We start from the raw sequence: 20,427 nt of genomic DNA, 5'->3' as shown, positions 1-20,427 counted from the left end.
AATTTATTTTGGGAGGAATTATTGTGAAACCGATAGTTGATTTCATTATGTATATTGTTGGCTTAGGTCCAACTGTTTTAATTCCAATTATTATGCTGATTTTTGGCCTATGTGTCCGTGTACCATTTACTAAAGCACTCCGAGGTGGATTAATGGTCGGAATCGGTTTTATTGGATTAAACGCAACTGTTTCAATTTTAACTGATGTTATGAATCCATCAATTAAGAATATGATTCAAGTTATGCATTTGAATTTACAAGTAATTGATGTTGGTTGGCCATCAGCGTCAGCGATTGCCTATGGTACGGCAGTAGGTGTAAGTATGATTCCGCTAGGAATTGCAATTAACGTTTTAATGTTAGTAACTAAGACCACATCAACGATTGATGTTGATATTTGGGACTTTTGGCATTTTGCCTTTAGTGGCTCATTAGTTTATGCCTTAACTAAAGATATTGTGCTCAGTTTATTTTTAGCCAGTGTAAATATGATTGTCATTATGGTTACTGCGGATAGAACTGCGCCGCTTTCGGAGAAATATTTAGGATTACCAGGAATTTCAATTCCACATGCTTATGCAGGTTCATTTGTACCTATTGCGGTTATTCTTAACTGGGTGATGGATAAAATTCCTGGTGTTAATAAGATTCATCTGGATGCTAAAGATTTTAATAAAAAGTTTGGCTCGTGGGGTGAGCCGACACTTTTAGGATTTGCTATTGGGATTATTATTGGAATTTTGGCATATGGGTTTATTCCGAGCATCACTGTGGCTACGAAGCTAGGGAAGATAATGCTGATGGGTGTTACTTTGTCTGCAATAATGATCATTACGCCCAAAATGGCTGCTTTACTTTTGCAGGGAGTAGTTCCAGTTTCTGATGCAATTCAATCTTTTATTCAAAAAAAGTTTTCTGGCAAAAGAAAAATTTATATCGGAATGGATACCGCTGTGGGAATTGGTAGTCCTGTTGTGTTAGCTTGTGCTACTTTGATGATTCCGGTAGCATTATTATTTGCTTTTATTTTACCAGGTAATAAATTCTTACCCACAATTGGTTTAGTCGGCTTTGTCTTTATGTTTCCATTAATTGTTTCAATCACTCATGGTGATTTCTTTAGGTCATTTATTATTGGTGCAGTTAATGTAGTTTTAGGATTATGGATAGGTACGGATTTAGCACCATTGGTTACTAGCAGCGCAAGGGCAGCTCATTTTACTATTCCTAAAGGATCATCCTTAATTTCAAGTATTGATTATGGCTCTAATCCATATCCGTGGCTAATTGTGCAAGTAGCTCCATATAAGTTAATCGCATATGCAGTTGGGTTACTTTTGATTATTTGCCTTTGTTGGTGGAATAGAACAAAGATTATTGCAGAAGAAAAGCGTAGAGAAGTTGCTATTCAAGATAAAAAGTAAAATTAAGGAGAATATATTATGAAAAAAATTTTAGTTGCCTGTGGAGCTGGGGTAGTTACAAGTACGTCGGCAATGAATAAGCTACAAGAAGAATTAGCTAATCGAGGAATTTCTGCAGCTGAATATACTTTAGGTCAGTCTTCTGTGGCCCAAGTCGAATCATTGGCTAATGACTACGACCTAGTGATTACCACAACTCAATATGATAATGAGGCTATTAATACACCAGTAATTAATGGCTTACCATTGTTAACAAATATTGGTGTTGAAAATGTCATCGATGAAGTAGTTAAAAAATTGGGTCTTTAGTTTTATTTTGTCAAATTGCTAAGATACTAAAATTTGAAGGGTGATTAACATGATGACAAGCAATTCTGCCAGTTCCGTTAAGGCAAAAAGGCTATTAAATTATTTGGTTAAATCCCCTGGTTTTGTAAGTTTAAAAGAAATTTTAGAAACTTTTAGTATTTCGCGGCGAACAGCTTTTAATTGGTTAAAATTAATTAATCAAACTTTACGTCAAAATAATTTAGACGAAATCATTAACGTTCCTAAATATGGTTATAAAATTACTAATCAGACAAAAAAGAAATTGTTGGCTGATGCTGGGATAATGGAAACCGTATCTAGGTATAGTAAAATTAAAAGTGTCAACGCCGCTGATCGACAAATAATGATTGTTTTGATGCTAATCGGGGAAAACAAATATTGCTCAATTAATGTATTGGCAAGAAAATTTTCCTGCTCACGTAATACAATCATTAAGGATTTTAAAGCACTTAATGAGCGTTTTCCGCAACTCAAAATCGCTAGTTCTAGATTCGGGCATCGAATTATTAGTGATGAGTCGACAATACGAGGAGTAATATACGAATTACTGCTTTATCAAAATAAGCTGGTTTTTAAGTTTATCAAGCATTTGGATTTTTCAATTACTGAAGCTAAGACAATAATTAGTACTGCGCAAAAGCAGTTGGAAATGACTTTTTCGGAAAATTCTATTGAACAATTAGCATATTTGTTAACTTTTACAAGATGGCGGATTGGGCATGGATTATGTATTTTTAGCACAGCAGACTTAGAGTGGATAAAAATTAATACAAGCAATGTTTTATTTACCTGTGAAAAAATATTACAATCATTAATTGGAAAAAAGGTGCCTAGAGGTGAAGTGGTTTTTCTTAGTAAATTTGTTTTGTGTTCACAAGCTACTAAAGTTAATTGTGTTAAGGCCGATTTATACCATAATTTAGATAGTATTGCCCAAGAAATTATTTTTCGTTATGAGCAATTAACAGAGCAAAAAATTTCTGATAAATTATTTACTCAAGTTTTATGTAACCATTTGTATGCCACTTTTTTCCGAGTGAAGTTTGATTTACCATTTTCTTCAAATGAAGTAGATGAAATCAAACGGCAGTATCCAGAATTGGTTAAATTTACAGCAGTTGCATGTGCACCACTTGAACAATTCTTACATAAAAGATTATCAAGCAATGAAGTTGCTTTAATATACTTGTATTTTGGATCAGTTAGCCATAAAAATTATCAAGATTTTTCAGATATGGACAAGTTACAACGAGCAGCATTAGCAGATGTTTTAGTTGTTTGCTCTAGTGGAATAGGTACATCTGCTATGCTTTATCAAGAACTCAGTAAAATGTATCCATTGATAAAATTTTCTTTACCACTAGAAATTCGTGATTTACCGCAAATTTTTAAGCGGTCTTATCAAGCAAAATTAATTATTAGCACGGCTAATTTAACTGATACCGTATATCCTATTCCAGTTGTAAATGTTAGAGCTGTTCTGACTAAGCATGATCAAAGTGCGATTGAAAAATTATTACGCCAAAAAATTCCACGTAAAATTGAGCATAATGAAAGTGCTGTTAATAGTTTAGTCTCTATCATCAATGAGTATGCAGATGTTAAAGATGAAAATGGCTTAAGAATGAGCTTAGATCGCTTTATTTTTCCAAAAAATCAAAAATCTGTTCATTATAATTTACCAACTTTAAGTAATCTGTTATCTGCAAATCATATCAAGTTTTTACATAATAATGATGATTGGAATTGGCAGGACGTGCTGCATTTTGGATGTGAGATCTTAGAGCAAGACGGAATTATCGATGAATATTATTGCGAAAAGATTATACATTTAATTGAGCAATATGGACCGTATATGCTGATAGCTAATAATATCTTTTTAGCACATGCTGCACCTGATACTAGTAGTAAAAAAGCAGGTATAGTGCTAATTTTACTAGATCATCCTTTAGTAATAGAAGCTTGTCAACAAAAAGAAATCGTGACCTGTATGTTTGTCTTATCACCAGGAATGAAACGTGAACATGAAAAGGCTTTGGAACAACTAATTGATATAGTTAGGGATAAAGAAAATGTTTTGCGCTTACTTAAGGCTAAATCTATTCGAGAAGTACGCCAAATTTTATTATGCTTTTAAATAAAATGGTAGTTAAAAAATATTAATTTAGCTTACTGTTAATTGGACTAATAAATATGAAAAAGAATGCGACCACAGAAATAAGGTGGTCGCTTTTGATTATTTTGCATTAGTGAAAATAAAGTGTATAATTGAATCTTATAAGGTACCTAACCAAAATTAAAAACTAAGGAGACTGGTAGAAATGACGGAAACTTTAAGTTACCAAAATGATCAAAAAGTACAAAAAAATCGCTGGTGGATATTAGTAGCTGTAGGTCTTTTTACTTTTATGTCTACGCTTGACGGAACAATTGTCAATATTGCTTTGCCAGTAATTAGCAACGACTTACATATACCAATGAGTCAATCGGAATGGGTTGCTTCACTTTATTTAATCGTTGTTTGTAGTTTTATTTTGTTTTTCGGTAAGTTAAGTGATCTTCACGGAAAAATTAAAATTTTTCGTTTTGGAGCAATTTTTTTTATTGCTGGATCTTTGTTATCAGGGATTAAAGTAAATCTATTATTCTTACTTGTAGCAAGAGCTATCCAAGCGATCGGGGCCGCAATGACTATGGCCACTAACAATGGTATCATTACAGAAATTTTTCCTACAACGGAACGAGGTAAAGCACTAGGGACAATAGGATCTTTTGTTGCTCTAGGCTCAATTGCGGGTCCAGGATTAGGTGGACTTATTTTAAGTAAGCTATCATGGTCATATATTTTTTGGCTGAATGTTCCGGTTGGGATTGTTGCTGCAATAATAGGTGCAATTTATCTTCCTAAGGATATTACCTTCACTACTTCAAGCCTTGATAAAATGGGGTCTTTTAGCTTTGCCTTAGGAATGATTGCGTTGTTTGGGGGCATTTTCTTAGGACAACAATTTGGCTTTACGTCTTTACCAGTTTTAGCAATGCTACTAGTTGGCGTTATTAGCTTTATATGGTTTGTTTCAATTGAAAACCACGCTGAAAATCCATTATTACAATTTAAATTGTTTAAAAATCTCGATTTTTCAGTAAGTTTATTATGTGCACTTTTAGTTTTTATTACTAACTTCTTTTTTAATGTAGTTACTCCATTTTATTTGGAGAATGCACGTCATTTAGCGCCAAGTCAAACAGGTTATATTTTGATGATTTTACCAATAGTTCAATTTTTTGCAGCTCCAGTTGCTGGTGCACTTTCTGATAAAATGAATCCAAAATTGTTAACTTTCATTGGTCTAGTTCTTTTATTAGTTAGCCAAATTTGTTACTCACTATGTAATCTTAATTCTTCAATTTGGCTATTTGTTGGTAGCATTGCAATTATGGGACTAGGAAGTGGCATCTTTACTTCACCTAATAATTCATTAGTAATGAGTTCAGTTCAGCAAAAAGACTTAGGAATTGCTGGCAGTATTAATTCACTTTCACGAAATTTAGGGATGGTAATTGGAATATCGAGTGCAACTACTGTTCTTTTTGCAGCAATGAGTCATGCTAAGGGTGCGCGAGTAACGGCCTATTTACCGAAACAACCAGAAATTTTTATTTATGGCATGCATGTTGTTTTTATTATTTCGATGATTATCTGTTTAATAACTGTAATTTTAAGTGGTTGGCGTTTGTTTAGAAAAGATTAAATTAAAAATATTATATTTATTTAAAGCACTACAATTTGATGTTGATTTATCTCATGTTTTGAGATAATAGAGATTAATTGTGGTGTTTTTATTTGAAATATTATCTTGTATTTTGATTAATTGTTTGTATTTTTTAAACAGCAATAGTAACTATAAAATGGTAAACTTATTAGTGGTAAAAAATCTAGTGATTGCTTGGGAAATTATAAGCAAAAAAACACCCCTATTATAGGGGCGCTCTTTTTATTAACTTGTTCCAAAAACTGATTTTTATAATTCTCGGGAACAATGTTATTATAATATATTAGAACTGATTTTGCTAATATTTTATTCTATTTATATAAAATATTTTCTTTGATAATAATAATTTTTTATTATTGTATCATTGTTATTTTGTCATAGTGAAGCTAGGACACTCGTTTTCCATGATTGACATCAAGCCTAGTTAAGTGATATTTTTTGTATGAGAAGAAAGTTTGGAGTAAGCTATGCAAATAATTGAAAGTTCGATTTTGCGTATTGCAATCGATGAAAAAAGGGCAAGGTTAGTTAATCTTATATCTCAAAATAATCAAATCGATTATTTTAAAGATGGTGATCTGCAAAGGAACCTGATAGTTAATTTTACTGGCGAAAATCAAAATGAAAATTTAGCAAAAATTCTACCTTGGACAATTGTTGATAAAGGTGATTCAAGGATAAGTCTGGCTTTGATTGATGACAATTCAAGTTATAAGAAATTTCCTTATCATTTTGAAGTGATTTTAACTTATGCTGTTGAAGGTAATCGAGTTGATATTAAATATTACTTGAAAAACAATTCCTATAAAACTATGCCATTTTCTTTATCTTTAGCAGTTGATATACCTGATGGTTGGGCAAAAGAGGAAAAGGTAAATGAAGTTATTTTAAGCAAGAATGCTGTTAAATTACAGTGTATCTCGTCTAGTCTTGCCTTAGCAGTAAAGAACAATCAAATTGTTGCTGCAATGAAACAAGCAGAATTAGAAAAAGATCATGGTGAAGAATTTGGTCTATCATTGTTATTAACGTAAACAATTTAATGTTTTTAATAAGATATCAGAGTCAAGCCGACAACGGCTTGTTTTTTTTGCTATAATATATCCATTGTATAATTAAATTGGGTAAGTAAAGAAATATGAATCACAATCATAATCATCCACGCAAAAGTCGGGTTGAAAAACATGCAAAGGATTATAAAAAAAGGCGATATGCCTTAATTTTACTCCTTAGCATCATTGTTTTTGTAATTGTAGCGTATTCGGCCTATCTCTATTTTCGAACTAAAGAGGCTGTTGATAGTACTTATGATAATAGTGCCCATGTGCAAATTAAGCATGGGGAATTTAATGGTAAGAATAGATTCGCAATTTTATTGATGGGTACGGATACCGGAGCTTTGGATCGAACTGATGAAGTGGGTAATACTGATACTATTATTGTTGCAGTAGTTAATCCAAAAAAGAAGCAATACACTTTAATGTCTGTACCACGAGATACTATGGCACAGATGATTGGTACACCAAACTTTCAGGTAGAAAAAATTAATGCTGCCTATTCGATTGGTGGTGCCAAAATGGCAATGGCAAGTGTTTCTAAGTTAATTAATGTACCGATTAAATATTATGCTTTAGTTAATATGAAAGGAATCATGCGCTTAGTAAGCTACGCTGGTGGTATCAAATTGAAGCCAATGCTTAGCTTTGAGTATGGTGGATATGTTTTTAAGAAGGGACAGTTAACCCATATGGGTGGCGGCGGTGCTTTAGCATATTCACGAATGAGATATGATGACCCAGAAGGAGATTACGGTCGCCAGAAACGTCAACGACAAGTAATTACAACACTTATAGAAAAGACGGTTTCACCGGGTACTTTAACAAAACTTGATTCAGTGTTAACTTCAGTTTCAGGTAGTGTTAAAACAAATCTTCCTTTTGATGCTCTGCAACAAATTGCACTTAACTATCGCAGTTCGACTAAGAAGGCACAAAATGATTATCTTCATGGTCATAATGCCACAATTTACGATGCTTCTTATCAAGTCCAATCAACTGAGGAATTACAGCGAATTTCGGATCGTTTGCGCCAGGAATTGGGCTTAAAATCTGAGTTGATTGATAATAATGAGACGTATCAGAATAAACGTAATAAAGAGCGTGGCTTTGACTTTAATGATCCTGAAACTCAGGATTATACTATATTTAATGATTATCAGAATCAAATACAGGAAGAAGGTGATAATTAATGATATTTATAGCATCATTAACACTTTCTTGTGTGTGTCTGGATTTAGTATTGGCAATTTTAAGGCATAGTTTCCGAGTGTTAGGGAGAAATACCTGAGTTTATTATAATCGAGCAGCAGTAGCTACAGCTAAGTTTAGTAAGTACTACTTTGCTGGTTGATTTTATAAGTTACAAGGATCATATTTATACATAATCGATTATAATGCAGTGTAAAAAGTATAGACACTGGTTAATAACATCATTTTTAGTGAGGGATATATACTAGAAATATGAATAAAAATAAAAAATCTTTAACTGTTGCACAGATTATTTGCTTACTGGTTGCAGCTCTTTTCATGTTGATTCAAATGTTTAACTTGAAGGGAATTGCTGCTAGAACACACTATTCATTCATTCGTTTCGTGCCTGATATGCTACATAATATGACTCTGATAATAGTGCCAATGATTTTTGGAGCAGTATATAGTAGAAAAAAATTGAGTGCAAGTGAAAGCTTTAAGTATTGGCTAATGGCTAGTGCAACGCTTATTATTTATTATGTACTTTTTTTCTGTAAGTTACCTGGTCATTTTAATATGTGGCGCACATGGGGCATGTTATTTCCGATTATTGCAAGTACTTCAGTTTTATTTGCGGGATTGCTTTTCAGTTTATTAGTTCAGTCACATTTGTATGATTTGTTGCATAAATTGACAAGCAAGCAGAGCTGGCTTATTTTAAGCTTGCTTACTATTTTTGGCTTTGCTCTCAGTGCAGGCAATCTTACATTTCAATATTCAATTTATGGCTTATACTTAATTCTCTTTTTTGCTTGGGGTATGTTTTTAGCTCAAGTGTCAATTAATGGTAAAGCATTAAGTTTAATAGTTACTGGTGGGTTAATATCACTGGTTGTTGTTTTGATAGGTGTACCTGGCTTTGATGCAGTTTATTGGTCACAAATAGTTGCTGGTAATGGGGGCGGCGATTGGAATCGCGAATTCCTAAACAATCCCTCATCACCATTTATGTTTTTAATGGTAGTGGCTATTTTCTTACTATTTAAGAAAATTATTCTGACCTTTAATACTAAGCAAATGCGTTTATTTGTTCCATTAATTATACTCATGGATGCACCAATTTCGGCAAAATTTATGGGCTCTTTTCGGTTTACTGGTTCTTCAACTATTAATAAGTTACTGGTGATTATTGCCGTCTTAGTAATTATTGGTATGTGGGATCTAATTCTTGAGCGCTATTTGTTTCAGTTTAAGCCCTTTAAGCGAGTAATTACTTATCTTGATCATGAATCTAATTTAGCAAAAATTTGTGAAAAACTGTGGGCTGTTTTTATTAAGTTTATTATCTCTAATCGAGTTAACTTGTTGACCTGGTCTTGGTTCTATCTTTTGAGTTTTGGCTCATTTTTAATTGAATCAGATAATCTTAGAATTCAAATCAGTACCGCTAAGACAATTAATGCCATCGTCTACTTATTGGGGACGAGATTCTTTGCTATTATTTTAACTACTATTTTACTTGATGCCTTATTTTCGGTATTTTATTTTGTAACTACACGTTATTGGACCTCAAATACATTAGTTAGTTTAATTGCGATTGGTTGGGCAGTAGCGAATAAGATTAAATTATTATTGCGTGGTGAACCAATCTACCCAACTGAAATAAGTGAAATTGTAAATTGGAAAACTTTGCTTCCAATGATTGGTAAAACAACTGTAATTGTAATTTTACTTGCAATTTTACTTGTAATTTTGCTTAATGTATTTTTAGAAATTAAGTTTCCGATTAAGAAAAGAGGCTCCTGGAAACGGCGTGGTATTTGGGCCTTAGTCAGTTTATTACTGTTTATGACCCCACTTCGTTTTAATCATGATGGTGGTGCAATCTACCACGTTAATCGAGGCTTTGATAATAAACAAACATTCCGCAACCCTGAACGTGATATTCAAGTCAATGGTCCGGTATTAAATTTTCTAAATTATATTGATTTACAAATTATGGACCAACCGGATAATTATTCGGCCTCATCAATTAAGACTTTAAGTAATAAATATGCTAAGGTTGCAGATAGAATTAATAAAACGCGTAAGAATGATTTACATAACCAGACAATTGTCTTTAACTTAAGTGAAAGTTTTGTTGATCCTAATACTTTTCCAACTATTAGATTTGACCACTCTGTTTCAAATCCAGTTAAGTTTATTGAATCAATGAAGTCTCGTTCTTCATATGGTACGATGCTTAGTGCTGGCTATGGTGGTGGTACGGCGAATATGGAATGGGAAACATTAACTGGTTTAAACATGGGAATGTTTAAATCAACTTTGACCCCATATGTCCAAATCGTACCTAATTTTGATTTTTATCCAACAATCGGTATGAATTTTGATTATAAATCTGCGGTTCACCCATTTATTGGTACGTATTATTCAAGAAGAGAGGATTACCATCGGTTTAAATTTGATAAATTCGTCTATACTGGGTCTAAATATAAAGTTATTGATCAAAAGAAATTAGGTAAGAGTGGTTATAATTCAGACTTTACTACCTATGCCAATGGATTACACCAAATCAATTCACGTAGCGGTGGGCAATTTATCAATTTGATATCGATTCAAAACCATATGCCGTATAACAATTGGTATCCTCATAATGAATACATCGGCAAAATTTCTGGCGAACTATTTAATACACCGGCTATTCGTGAGCAAATGGCAACATACGTTAAAGGAACGCAATATACGGATAAGGCTGTAAAACAGTTTATTGGTGAAATTGATAAAATCAAAAAACCAATTACACTAGTCTTTTATGGAGATCATTATCCAAGTATTATTTCACAAAGTTACACTGCTAAATACCCAGTAGAGATGCATTCAACGCGTTACTTCATTTATTCAAACAAATATGCGCGTGCTCATGGTGCAAAGCTAAGATTACCGCGTAAAGCTAATAATTTTGTTAGCTCAAGTGACTTTATTGCTATGATGCTAGAGCAGACCGATTCAAAGGTCACTCCTTATCAAGCGTTATTAACAGAAGTTCATAAACAATTGCCGGCAATTACCATTAATTTTAAAGGGGACAAAGGATTTGAATTAATTGGTCGAAAGGGACAAGTAATTGATCCCAAGTATTTGACTAAAAAACAACAAGCATTACTTGCTGATTATGAGACAATTCAGTATGATATGACAGCTGGAAAAGCGTATGGATTGAAGATTGATGGCTTTTACAAGTAAAAATAATTTTGTTGACATATTAAAAAAAAATTAGTATGATCACGTTATAATATTTAAGTAGCACTTTGATTCAGGGTTCAGAGAACTAGCATTTGGTGTGAGCTAGGCAGGTTGAAGGTTGCAAAATACAGATTTGGGTAGTTCCAATATCGACTTCAGTTAAGGCGCTATATTGAGCGTAAACGTGGGTGGTACCACGGCTAAGAAAAGTAATTTAGTCGTCCCTAGATTCTATTTTGGAATCTAGGGATTTTTTTTGGAGGAAAAAGATGGCAAACTTTGACATTTTAGAAGATTTAAGATGGCGCGGGGCAATTAATCAACAAACGGATGAATCCGGCTTAACTAAATATTTGCAAGATCATGATAATTTTGCATTATATTGTGGTACAGATCCAACAGGTGATTCGCTCCACATTGGACATTTAATCCCGTTCATGATTCTTAAGAGGTTTCAACTGGCTGGTTACCATCCAGTAATTGTAATTGGAGGAGGAACAGGTTCAATTGGTGATCCGTCTGGACGTAAATCAGAACGGGTACTATTAAGCCCAGAGAAGCTTCATCAAAATGAAGTAGCTTTAACTAAGCAGATGGAAAAATTGTTTGGTACTGCTAATTTTGAAATTGTAAATAATTCAGAATGGTTAGATCAAATAAGTTTAATCGATTTCTTACGTGATTATGGAAAACATTTTCAGGTGAATAATATGCTGAGTAAAGATGTAGTCGCTAGCCGTTTGGAAAATGGTATTTCCTTTACGGAGTTTTCATACCAAATACTTCAAGCAATTGACTTTTATTGCTTGAATAAAGATCATAATGTGCAGATGCAAATTGGCGGAAGTGATCAGTGGGGTAACATCACAGCGGGCATCGATTTAATTCATAAATTGTCCGGTTCAGAGCAACCTGCATTTGGCTTGACTATACCGTTAATGCTGAAAGCCGATGGAACTAAATTTGGTAAATCAGCAGGTGGTGCTGTTTGGCTGGATCCGGAAAAGACCAGTCCGTATGAATTTTATCAATTTTGGCTTAATCAAGATGACCGTGATGTAGTTAAATATTTGAAATACTTTACATTTTTAAGCCATGAAGAAATTGAAGAACTAGAGGTACAAGTAGCAAAGGAGCCTTGGAAGAGAACAGCCCAAAAAGTATTAGCTAAAGAAGTAACAGAATTTGTTCATGGTGAAGCAGGATTAGCAGAAGCAGAAACGATTACTACTGCCCTCTTTTCTGGTGAGATTAAAAACTTAACGGTTAAGCAAATTGAGCAAGGACTTAAGCATGCTCCGATGGCTACAGCAACTTCTGAAAGCAAAAATATTATTGAGTTTTTAGTTGATACTCAAATTGAATCTTCTAAGCGTCAAGCCCGCGAAGATGTTCAAAATGGAGCAATTTATATTAATGGTGAAAAAAAGCAGTCACTTGATTTCAACGTAGACCCAAGTCAAGCATTTAGCGGTAAATATGTAATTGTTCGTAAAGGAAAGAAAAAGTATACTTTAGTGAAAATTAAGGGTTAGATTAAGTGAAATGGCTGTTATTAGCAGGTATTTTATTTATAGAAAGGAAAAAATGCGAGCGCGAATTATCCTTTATTGTCCAACGATAAAAGCTGTTTTATTAATTCACCGCATTAATAAGCGAGATTATTGGGTAGTGCCAGGTGGTCAAGCACACAAGGGAGAAACAGCAAGAGAAACGGCCCTTCGGGAACTTAAAGAAGAGTTAGGGATTGAGTTAGCGGCTCGAGATTTAACTCTACTATATCAATTAGACCAAGATAACGAACAACAAATTTTTTTTAAAGCGACATCCAAATTAATTAGGGCCCCATTAATTCAAGGTGAAGAAAGAACGCGGTCAAGTAGTACTAACATCTATCATCCAGAATGGGTTAAGCTTAAAGATATAGCTAAGATTAATTTAATGCCACCACAAATAGCAGCAAGGCTAGCAGCAGACAATGCTTAAAATTATAATAGCGCTGTAATTGACAAATTATAGTTATTTATTCATAATCATATTTAATGATATAGCCTTATATTATTAAATATAATCTTAGGAGATAAGTATGAATAACCAATCAATTTTAGTTACAACAACAGAGAAGATACCTGGTAAAGAATATGAAATCATTGGTGAAGTTTTTGGAGTAACAACTCAATCTAAAAATTTTTTGAAAGATTTTGGTGCAGGACTAAAGTCAATGGTTGGTGGAGAAATTCGTAGTTATACCAAAATGCTAGAAGAGTCACGTGAACAGGCAATGATTAGATTACGTGAATCAGCACAAAAATTGGGTGCAGATGCGGTGGTAATGATGCGCTATGATTCCGGGTCAATTGGTAATGACATGCAATCAGTTGTTGCCTATGGTTCAGCAGTAAAATATGTAGCACATAATGCATAATTAAGATAAAAAAGTATTCTCGTTCTATGTGAATACTTTTTTGTTACAATAAATATGCCGCTTTAGCTCAGCAGGTAGAGCACCGCCGTGGTAAGGAGGAGGTCCCACAGTTCAAATCTGGGAAGCGGCTTAAGGATAAGGAGTTGATCTTATGGATATAACTAAAGTAATCTGCTTTGTTAAGGAAAAATTGAAAAATGAAAAAACAGGTCATGATTTTTATCATGGTCAACGTGTAGCTCATTTGGCACGGCAACTTTATTTGCAAGATAACCCGACTGCTGACTTGGCTAGTCGAAAAATAGGGATTATTCAAGCAACAGGCTATTTACATGATACAATTGATGAAAAAATTTGTAGTAATCCAGCAACTGTAATCCAGCAAATAAAAGTTGTGTTGAAGCAGGCTAAGTTTACGGAATTAGAAATTCAAGATATTTTGTTTACAATGCAACATATGTCATTTTCTAAAAATATTGGGCATCATTATCAGTTACCATTATCTGGTAGATATGTTCAAGATGCAGATCGACTCGAAAGTCTGGGTGCTATAGGAATTGCACGTGCTTTTACCTATGGCGGATTGCATGGCATTGATATTTATAATCCTAAGATCAAGCCAGAAAAGCTAATTAGTCATGACCAATATCGTAAGCATACTGAGACAACAATTAATCATTTTTACGAAAAATTGTTTCAGCTTGAAGATACAATGAATACTCTTGGTGGCAAAAAAGAAGCACATAAACGCACTGAGTTTATGCATAAGTTTGTCGATCAATTTATGGCTGAATGGAATGTTTAATAAATATTTTTAGTAAGTAAACTGAGATTTTAAATAAGAATCTCATTTTTTGTTTACCGCAAAATAAAAATAAAAAAATTTAGTTGTTGCATACAAAAGCCCTAATCGGCAAGCTATGACAAGTTTTACGCCAAAACAAGAACATTGCTACATCAACACTTTATATTGTATAACAGCTTTGACATAACCACTAAATGTTGATATTTTATTAACTGGAATATCTAGGAGGTCATAAAATGAAAATCAAAAAAATTGTTTCTTTTGCTACCATCGCATTATTTACTGGACTGGCATTGACTGCTTGTTCAGGCAAAAAACAGGGTGGAAATGGTAATTCTAGTGGAAGTGCAAAAAATTCAATTGCATTAATTACTGATCAAACGGGTGTTAATGATAATTCTTTTAGCCAGTCTGCTTGGCGCGGATTTAAAGCTTATGGTAAAGAGCACGGCTTAAAGCAAGGCCGCAATGGTTATCAATATTTTCAATCAAGCGGTTCAGCTGATTTTGAACCAAATCTAGATCAAGCGGCTAAGTCGGGCTATCAAACAATCTTTGGCATTGGCTATAGTTTGAAAGATGCGGTTAGTGCAGCAGCCAAAAAGTATCCCAAAAAGAATTTTGTTATCATTGATGAAGTAATTAAGGGACAAAAAAATGTGGCCTCGGCTAACTTTAGAAGTGAACAGGCAGCATATTTAGCAGGAGTAGTTGCAGCAACGCAAACTAAAACTAATACGATTGGCTTCATTGGTGGAACACATGGCGATATTATTGATCTATTTGACGCCGGATTCACCAAGGGTGTTCATGATCAAGCTAAAAAATTAAATAAAAAAATCACATTATTAAATCAATATGTTGGTGACTTTACTAGTGCTGATAAAGAAAAAGCTATTGCACAATCAATGTATGCCAAAAAGGCTGATATTATTTTTCATGCTTCTGGGATGGCCGGTAATGGTCTTTTCCAAGAAGCTAAATCAATCAACCAAAATCGTCCAGCCAATAAAAAAGTTTGGACGATTGGTGTAGATGTTGACCAATCATACCTTGGCAATTATAAAGATAAAGACGGAAAGAAAAGTAATTGTGTTTTAACTTCTGTAATTACCGGAGTAAATGTTGCAACTCATGATATTGCTAATCGCGCATATAACGGTAAGTTCCCTAGCGGCAAGCAGCTAGTTTATGGCTTAAATACTAATGGTGTATCGATTGAACGTGGGCAAATCAATAGTAAAGCTTGGGAATATTCACGTATAGCAAGGGAACAAATCATTAAAAATAAAATCAAGGTGCCAATTCATCCCAAATAAATAGTTCGTATTTTGATTGATAATTGTTTTTATATCTGCTGGAAAACGATAAAAGTTGAAATTAAACGTATTTTATAATAAAATTAAAGTTATAAAGTTCGCGTTTTTGGAGGATATAATAAACATGGGGAAAAAAATTACGAAATTATTATCACTAGGGGTTGTAGCTACTTCTGCTATCTTACTTTTTACTGCTTGTACAGGCAAAAAACAAGGTTCAACTGGGCAGAGTAAAAAAGATAGTATTGCTCTAATTACAGACAGTAACGGAATTAGCGATCAATCCTTTAACGAAGCCGCATGGGCAGGTTTCAAAGCTTACGGTAAAGAGCATAATTTACAAAAAGGATCCGGATATCAATATTTTGAATCCAATAGTGCCACTGACTTTACCCCAAATTTTGATCAAGCAGCTAAGTCCGGTTATGATACAATTTATGGTATTGGTTATATGTTGAAAGATGCTGTTAAGGCAGCTGCTAAGAAAAATCCAAAGAAAAATTTTGTTATCATTGATGACATAATTACCAAGCAAAAAAATGTTACATCCGTAACTTTTAAAAGTAATGAAGCGGCTTATCTAGCTGGAGTGGCGGCTGCCTATACAACTAAAACAAATAAAGTTGCTTTTATTGGTGGGGCTAAGGCTGTAACAATTGAATCTTTTGCAAGTGGTTTTAAACAAGGTGTTACTGATGCAGCTAAGGCGCTAAATAAAAAAATTGAAGTTACCGAGCAATATATCGGTAATTTCACTGCAACTGATAAGGCAAAATCAATGGCGCAATCGTTATATGCTAATAAATATGATGTGATTTTTCATGCCGCTGGCTCAGCTGGAAATGGCGTTTTTCAGGAGGCCAAAGCATACAATCAAATGAGATCAGCTAGCCAAAGAGTCTGGGTTGTTGGCGTTGATGTTGATCAAGCAAAACTGGGAAATTACAAGTCAAAGGATGGGCAAAAGGGTAACTTTACTTTAACTTCTGTTTTAAAAAGATTAGATGTTGCAACTAAGTCAATTGCAGATCAAGCGGCAAAAGGTAAGTTCCCTGGTGGTAAACATTTGGTATATTCTTTAAAGGATAATGGTGTATCCGTGACTAAAGGAAGTATGTCACCTAAGGCTTGGACTGCCGTGCAAAAAGCCAAAACACAAATTGTATCTGGTCGAGTTAAGGTGAAATAATAAAAAGTAATTAGGTAAAATAAAAACTCTTTGTATCCACAAAGAGTTTTTTATAAAAGGAAATAGGGCTAAATGAAAAACACGACTAATGTAATTGAAATGCGCCACATTGTCAAAGACTTTAATGGCTTTAAAGCTAATAACGATATCAATCTTACTTTGCAAAAAGGTGAAATTTTAGCACTCCTTGGGGAGAACGGTGCTGGGAAGTCTACCTTGATGAATATTTTATCGGGGCTGCTTACGCCATCTGCTGGTGAAATAGTTGTTCGTGGGAAAAAAGTCACCATTAAAAATCCGACAATTGCTAAAAAATTAGGAATTGGTATGGTACATCAACACTTTATGTTGATGGATTCTTTTACTGTATTGGAAAATATTATTTTAGGGCATGAAGTTACTAAAGGGATAAGGTTAGATTTTAAGAAGGCACAACAGGAAATTAAAGAGTTGTCGCAACGTTATAATTTAAATGTTGATCCCTTAAAAAAAGTTAGTGAAATTACAGTGGCTCAACAGCAACGTGTTGAAATTCTTAAAATTTTATATCGTGGTGCAGATATTATGATTTTTGATGAGCCAACAGCAGTATTGACACCCCAAGAAATTACTGAATTTATTCAAATATTACATGGGTTAGCTAACGAAGGTAAATCAATAATTTTAATTACTCATAAGTTAGAAGAAATTAAGCAAGTAGCTGATCGAGTAAGTGTTATTCGTGCGGGTAAAAGTGTCGGTAATTTTAAAGTTGCTGATGTAAGTAATAATCGCTTAGCTGAATTAATGGTGGGACGACATGTTAATATGCAATTAGATAAAGCTCCTGCCATAATTGGTAAAACAATTTTAAAAGTTGCTAATTTAAATGTTAAAAATAAGCAAAATATTCCTGCTTTAAAAGGATTATCTTTTAATTTACGAGCGGGAGAAATTTTAGGTATTGCAGGTATTGATGGTAATGGTCAAGATGAGTTAGTACAAGCTTTAACTGGCTTAACACATATTGATTCAGGTCATGTTCTAATCAATGACCAAGAAACAACTAATCAAGAAGTCCGTAAAATTACCGAAAAAGGTGTTTCATGTATTCCTGCTGATCGTCAAAAGTTTGGCTTAATCTTACCCTTTTCAATTGCTGATAATTTAGCTATCCAGTCATATTATAAAAAACCGTATTCTCATCATCATGTACTTAATCATGATTTGATAAAGCAACATGCTCAAAAATTAGTTAGCCAGTTTGACATTCGAACTACAGGAGTTGAGTCACCAGTAAGTGATCTATCTGGTGGAAATCAACAAAAAGTGATTATTGCTAGAGAATTGAGCCGAGATAGTAATTTAATTATTGCTTTTCAACCGACAAGAGGGTTGGATGTTGGTGCAATTGAATATATTCATCACCAACTGCTAGCTCAGCGAGCTAAAGGGAAAGCAATTTTATTAATTTCTTATGAACTAGATGAAATTATGCAACTATCGGATCGGATAATTGTTTTACATGATGGTAATATTTCTGGGGAAGTTAAACCAGATGATACTAGTGATAAGGAATTAGGTTTATTAATGACTGGAGTTAAGAAAGAAGGTACAACTTTTGCTTAAAGTAACTTCCAAGACTAAACAGAATTTAGTACTAATTATCTCAATTTTGGCGGGCTTTTTAGTTGGGGCAGTTATTATGCTCGTTTGGAGTTATAACCCGCTACAAGCATATTCGTCAATGTTTATGAGTGCACTGGGGAATATGAATGGGCTTGGTGAAACTATTCGTGAAGCGACACCATTAATTTTCACAGCGATTGGCTTCGCAATTGCTTCAAATGCTGGTTTTTTTAATATTGGTTTACCGGGTCAAGCACAGGCGGGGTGGCTAACCTCGATTTGGCTTGTATTAGCTAATCCTAATATGCCTAAGTTTGTGCTACTTCCACTAGCAATCGTTGCGGGTATAATAGCTGGAGCAATTGTGGCTGGTATTGCTGGTTGGTTACGGGCACAATTTGGAACAAATGAAGTTATTACCACCATCATGTTTAACTACATTGTGCTCTATTCTTCGCAGTATTTGATGCAACAAATTATGCCAAGTCGTTTGCGTATTGATACTGACACAACAAAAACAATTTCAGCTAATGGAAGTTTAAAAATTAATTGGTTAAGTTCAATGTTTGGTGATTCCAGAATTAATGCTGGCATTTTTCTAGCAATTATTGCTGTTTTTCTTTATTGGTATTTAATGAAGAAGACAACGATTGGTTTTGAAATTCGGTCAGTTGGAACTAATCCTTTTGCCAGTCGCTATGCTGGGATGTCGACTAAAAAGAATATTATCCTTTCGATGTTGTTATCTGGAGGTTTTGCTGGCTTAGGTGGTGTAGTACAGGGACTAGGGACTTATCAGAATTACTTCACGCAAACAACTAGCCTAGATATTGGCTGGGATGGCTTGTCAGTTGCCTTACTTGGTGGTGGTACTGCAGTCGGTATATTGCTTGCTGCGTTATTATTTTCTATTTTGAAAATTGGTGGTCTAGGTATGCAGACAATTGCGGGTATTCCCTATGAAATAGTTTCCATTGTGATTGCTGCAATTATCTTCTTTGTTGCCATTCAATATGTAATTGGCTTGTTATTTAAGGATAAAGGTTCAACCCCAGATATAGAAAAAGTCTCGCATATTACTGAAGGAGAGCAATAATGAATTTAGTTGCAATTTTATCTTTGCTAGTGTCATCAACTATTGTATATTCAACTCCCTTAATTTTTACTGCTCTTGGTGGAGTGTATAGTGAAAATTCAGGAATTACTAACATTGGACTTGAGGGAATCATGACCATGGGAGCTTTTTCGGCAGTAGTTTTTAATTTAACTTTTGCTACTTCTTTCGGCAAATTGACCCCATGGTTGGGGTTAATTGTAGGAGGAGTAGTCGGGTTGCTATTCTCATTTTTGCATGCTGTTGCAACGATTAATTTTCATGCCGACCATGTCATTAGTGGTACTGTACTCAATCTGATGGCACCACCATTAGCAGTGTTCTTGATTAAAGCAATTTATGATAAGGGGCAAACAGAAAATATTACACAAAGTTTTGGGTACTTTAGCTTTCCTGGATTAGTTAAGCTGCCGCTTATTGGACCAATTCTTTTTGAAAATACATTTGCTCCAGCTTGGGTTGCAATTTTTGTAGCGGTTTTTTTGTGGTGGATTTTATATAAAACTCGTTTTGGTTTACGATTACGCTCTTGCGGTGAAAATCCCCAAGCAGCTGATACGCTGGGAGTCAATGTTTATGGTATGCGCTATGCTGGTGTATTAATTTCAGGCTTTCTTGGCGGTATTGGCGGTGCAGTATTTGCACAAGCAATTTCGGGTAATTTTTCGATTTCGACGATTGTCGGTCAAGGTTTTATGGCTTTGGCAGCTATGATTTTTGGTAAGTGGAATCCTTTAGGAGCAATGCTTGCTTCGCTATTTTTTGGTTTTGCCCAAAGTATCAGTATTATAGGCAATCAGTTACCATTTTTTAATCATATTCCGTCTGTTTATATGCAAATTGCTCCTTATGTAATTACAATTATAATTTTAGTGTTATTCTTTGGTAAGTCAGTTGCTCCAGCAGCTGATGGTCAAAATTATATTAAGTCAAAATAGGAAGATAACA

General features: G+C 34.1%; 16 protein-coding genes and 1 tRNA gene. All 17 read left to right on the top strand.

Annotated features, from left to right (window positions below; genetic code table 11):
* The first annotated feature begins 23 nt into the window (after window positions 1-23).
* Window positions 24-1,424, top strand: a complete 1,401-nt coding sequence (locus tag BM203_RS02445) for a PTS galactitol transporter subunit IIC (protein ID WP_090092486.1) — start codon at window positions 24-26, stop codon at window positions 1,422-1,424.
* Between the two features lie 18 nt (window positions 1,425-1,442).
* Window positions 1,443-1,733: a PTS sugar transporter subunit IIB gene (locus BM203_RS02440; protein ID WP_090092485.1), complete on the top strand. Its 291-nt coding sequence runs from the start codon at window positions 1,443-1,445 to the stop codon at window positions 1,731-1,733.
* A gap of 49 nt (window positions 1,734-1,782) precedes the next feature.
* On the top strand, window positions 1,783-3,891 hold the full coding sequence (locus BM203_RS02435; protein WP_090092483.1) for a BglG family transcription antiterminator: 2,109 nt from the start codon (window positions 1,783-1,785) through the stop codon (window positions 3,889-3,891).
* A gap of 184 nt (window positions 3,892-4,075) precedes the next feature.
* Window positions 4,076-5,506 (top strand): MFS transporter, encoded by a 1,431-nt coding sequence (locus tag BM203_RS02430; RefSeq protein WP_090092481.1) that lies wholly within the window; start codon window positions 4,076-4,078, stop codon window positions 5,504-5,506.
* Between the two features lie 488 nt (window positions 5,507-5,994).
* Window positions 5,995-6,561 (top strand): aldose epimerase family protein, encoded by a 567-nt coding sequence (locus tag BM203_RS02425; RefSeq protein WP_090092480.1) that lies wholly within the window; start codon window positions 5,995-5,997, stop codon window positions 6,559-6,561.
* A 104-nt stretch (window positions 6,562-6,665) separates the two neighbouring features.
* Window positions 6,666-7,775 carry an LCP family protein gene (locus BM203_RS02420; RefSeq protein WP_090092478.1) on the top strand — a complete coding sequence of 370 codons (1,110 nt, stop codon included), beginning with the start codon at window positions 6,666-6,668 and terminating at the stop codon, window positions 7,773-7,775.
* A 271-nt stretch (window positions 7,776-8,046) separates the two neighbouring features.
* Entirely contained in the window at window positions 8,047-11,019 is a 2,973-nt protein-coding gene (locus tag BM203_RS02415; RefSeq protein WP_090092477.1) for a sulfatase-like hydrolase/transferase, read from the top strand.
* A 269-nt stretch (window positions 11,020-11,288) separates the two neighbouring features.
* Entirely contained in the window at window positions 11,289-12,554 is a 1,266-nt protein-coding gene (gene tyrS, locus BM203_RS02410; RefSeq protein WP_090092475.1) for a tyrosine--tRNA ligase, read from the top strand.
* Between the two features lie 52 nt (window positions 12,555-12,606).
* Window positions 12,607-13,005: an NUDIX domain-containing protein gene (locus BM203_RS02405; protein WP_159428280.1), complete on the top strand. Its 399-nt coding sequence runs from the start codon at window positions 12,607-12,609 to the stop codon at window positions 13,003-13,005.
* A gap of 100 nt (window positions 13,006-13,105) precedes the next feature.
* A complete protein-coding gene (locus tag BM203_RS02400; protein WP_090092472.1) occupies window positions 13,106-13,444 on the top strand; it encodes a heavy metal-binding domain-containing protein in 339 nt (112 codons plus the stop codon).
* A 56-nt stretch (window positions 13,445-13,500) separates the two neighbouring features.
* Window positions 13,501-13,574: transfer RNA gene (locus tag BM203_RS02395), tRNA-Thr, on the top strand.
* A 21-nt stretch (window positions 13,575-13,595) separates the two neighbouring features.
* A complete protein-coding gene (locus BM203_RS02390) occupies window positions 13,596-14,249 on the top strand; it encodes an HD domain-containing protein (protein WP_090092471.1) in 654 nt (217 codons plus the stop codon).
* A gap of 236 nt (window positions 14,250-14,485) precedes the next feature.
* Window positions 14,486-15,568 (top strand): BMP family lipoprotein, encoded by a 1,083-nt coding sequence (locus tag BM203_RS02385; protein ID WP_090092469.1) that lies wholly within the window; start codon window positions 14,486-14,488, stop codon window positions 15,566-15,568.
* Window positions 15,569-15,692: 124 nt separating this feature from the next.
* Entirely contained in the window at window positions 15,693-16,757 is a 1,065-nt protein-coding gene (locus BM203_RS02380) for a BMP family lipoprotein (protein ID WP_090092468.1), read from the top strand.
* A gap of 72 nt (window positions 16,758-16,829) precedes the next feature.
* The gene (locus BM203_RS02375) at window positions 16,830-18,365 is read left to right on the top strand and encodes an ABC transporter ATP-binding protein (RefSeq protein WP_090092466.1); all 1,536 of its coding nucleotides are present in this window, start codon (window positions 16,830-16,832) and stop codon (window positions 18,363-18,365) included.
* The gene (locus BM203_RS02370) at window positions 18,358-19,461 is read left to right on the top strand and encodes an ABC transporter permease (protein WP_090092465.1); all 1,104 of its coding nucleotides are present in this window, start codon (window positions 18,358-18,360) and stop codon (window positions 19,459-19,461) included. The genes BM203_RS02375 and BM203_RS02370 overlap by 8 nt, the downstream gene beginning before the upstream one ends.
* Window positions 19,461-20,417, top strand: coding sequence for an ABC transporter permease (locus tag BM203_RS02365; protein ID WP_090092464.1), 957 nt, complete (start codon window positions 19,461-19,463; stop codon window positions 20,415-20,417). The genes BM203_RS02370 and BM203_RS02365 overlap by 1 nt, the downstream gene beginning before the upstream one ends.
* Window positions 20,418-20,427 lie beyond the last annotated feature (10 nt).

Origin of the sequence: Lactobacillus bombicola (genome assembly GCF_900112665.1) — a bacterium.
Classification (GTDB): domain Bacteria; phylum Bacillota; class Bacilli; order Lactobacillales; family Lactobacillaceae; genus Lactobacillus; species Lactobacillus bombicola.
The sequence above is the reverse complement of the archived record's forward strand: the minus strand, read 5'-3'. Positions and strand labels throughout refer to the sequence as shown.

Bases quoted from the DNA above. Each gene is read 5' to 3' on its own strand.
- BM203_RS02440 (WP_090092485.1), top strand. From the start codon at position 1,443: ATGAAAAAAATTTTAGTTGCCTGTGGAGCTGGGGTAGTTACAAGTACG.
- BM203_RS02435 (WP_090092483.1), top strand. From the start codon at position 1,783: ATGATGACAAGCAATTCTGCCAGTTCCGTTAAGGCAAAAAGGCTATTA.
- BM203_RS02430 (WP_090092481.1), top strand. From the start codon at position 4,076: ATGACGGAAACTTTAAGTTACCAAAATGATCAAAAAGTACAAAAAAAT.
- BM203_RS02425 (WP_090092480.1), top strand. From the start codon at position 5,995: ATGCAAATAATTGAAAGTTCGATTTTGCGTATTGCAATCGATGAAAAA.
- BM203_RS02420 (WP_090092478.1), top strand. From the start codon at position 6,666: ATGAATCACAATCATAATCATCCACGCAAAAGTCGGGTTGAAAAACAT.
- BM203_RS02415 (WP_090092477.1), top strand. From the start codon at position 8,047: ATGAATAAAAATAAAAAATCTTTAACTGTTGCACAGATTATTTGCTTA.
- tyrS (WP_090092475.1), top strand. From the start codon at position 11,289: ATGGCAAACTTTGACATTTTAGAAGATTTAAGATGGCGCGGGGCAATT.
- BM203_RS02405 (WP_159428280.1), top strand. From the start codon at position 12,607: ATGCGAGCGCGAATTATCCTTTATTGTCCAACGATAAAAGCTGTTTTA.
- BM203_RS02400 (WP_090092472.1), top strand. From the start codon at position 13,106: ATGAATAACCAATCAATTTTAGTTACAACAACAGAGAAGATACCTGGT.
- BM203_RS02390 (WP_090092471.1), top strand. From the start codon at position 13,596: ATGGATATAACTAAAGTAATCTGCTTTGTTAAGGAAAAATTGAAAAAT.
- BM203_RS02385 (WP_090092469.1), top strand. From the start codon at position 14,486: ATGAAAATCAAAAAAATTGTTTCTTTTGCTACCATCGCATTATTTACT.
- BM203_RS02380 (WP_090092468.1), top strand. From the start codon at position 15,693: ATGGGGAAAAAAATTACGAAATTATTATCACTAGGGGTTGTAGCTACT.
- BM203_RS02375 (WP_090092466.1), top strand. From the start codon at position 16,830: ATGAAAAACACGACTAATGTAATTGAAATGCGCCACATTGTCAAAGAC.
- BM203_RS02365 (WP_090092464.1), top strand. From the start codon at position 19,461: ATGAATTTAGTTGCAATTTTATCTTTGCTAGTGTCATCAACTATTGTA.